1 pseudogene is annotated in these 278 nt (G+C 71.2%); it reads right to left on the reverse strand.

Going from position 1 to position 278, the window contains the following annotated elements:
- A pseudogene (locus EN853_RS35410) lies at positions 1–103 on the reverse strand (hypothetical protein); the annotation flags it as partial.
- Positions 104–278: the final 175 nt, after the last annotated feature.

Raw genomic sequence — 278 nt, forward strand, 5'->3', positions numbered from 1 at the left:
CTGGCCGGCTCTTGGCGATGTCGGCGATGTCGCCGACCACCGCCGAAGCGGTGGCGTTGCCGCCAGCGCCGGGACCGGAGAGCAGAAGCTCGCCCAGGATGTCGCCCATTTCGCTCCGGCCTATATGGAACGGATCGCCGCCGGCGTGCCGGGCGCGAGCAAGCTCGATTTCGCAACGCCGCGCCTGCACCCTTGCCTGCGCTGGCGGCATTGCTGGCTGAAGCGGAGGCCGCGCGGGAAACGGGTGACGGCGAGGCGCTCGAGGAACTCGGCCTGCG

Origin of the sequence: Mesorhizobium sp. M1C.F.Ca.ET.210.01.1.1, from assembly GCF_004791585.1 — a bacterium.
Taxonomy (GTDB): domain Bacteria; phylum Pseudomonadota; class Alphaproteobacteria; order Rhizobiales; family Rhizobiaceae; genus Mesorhizobium.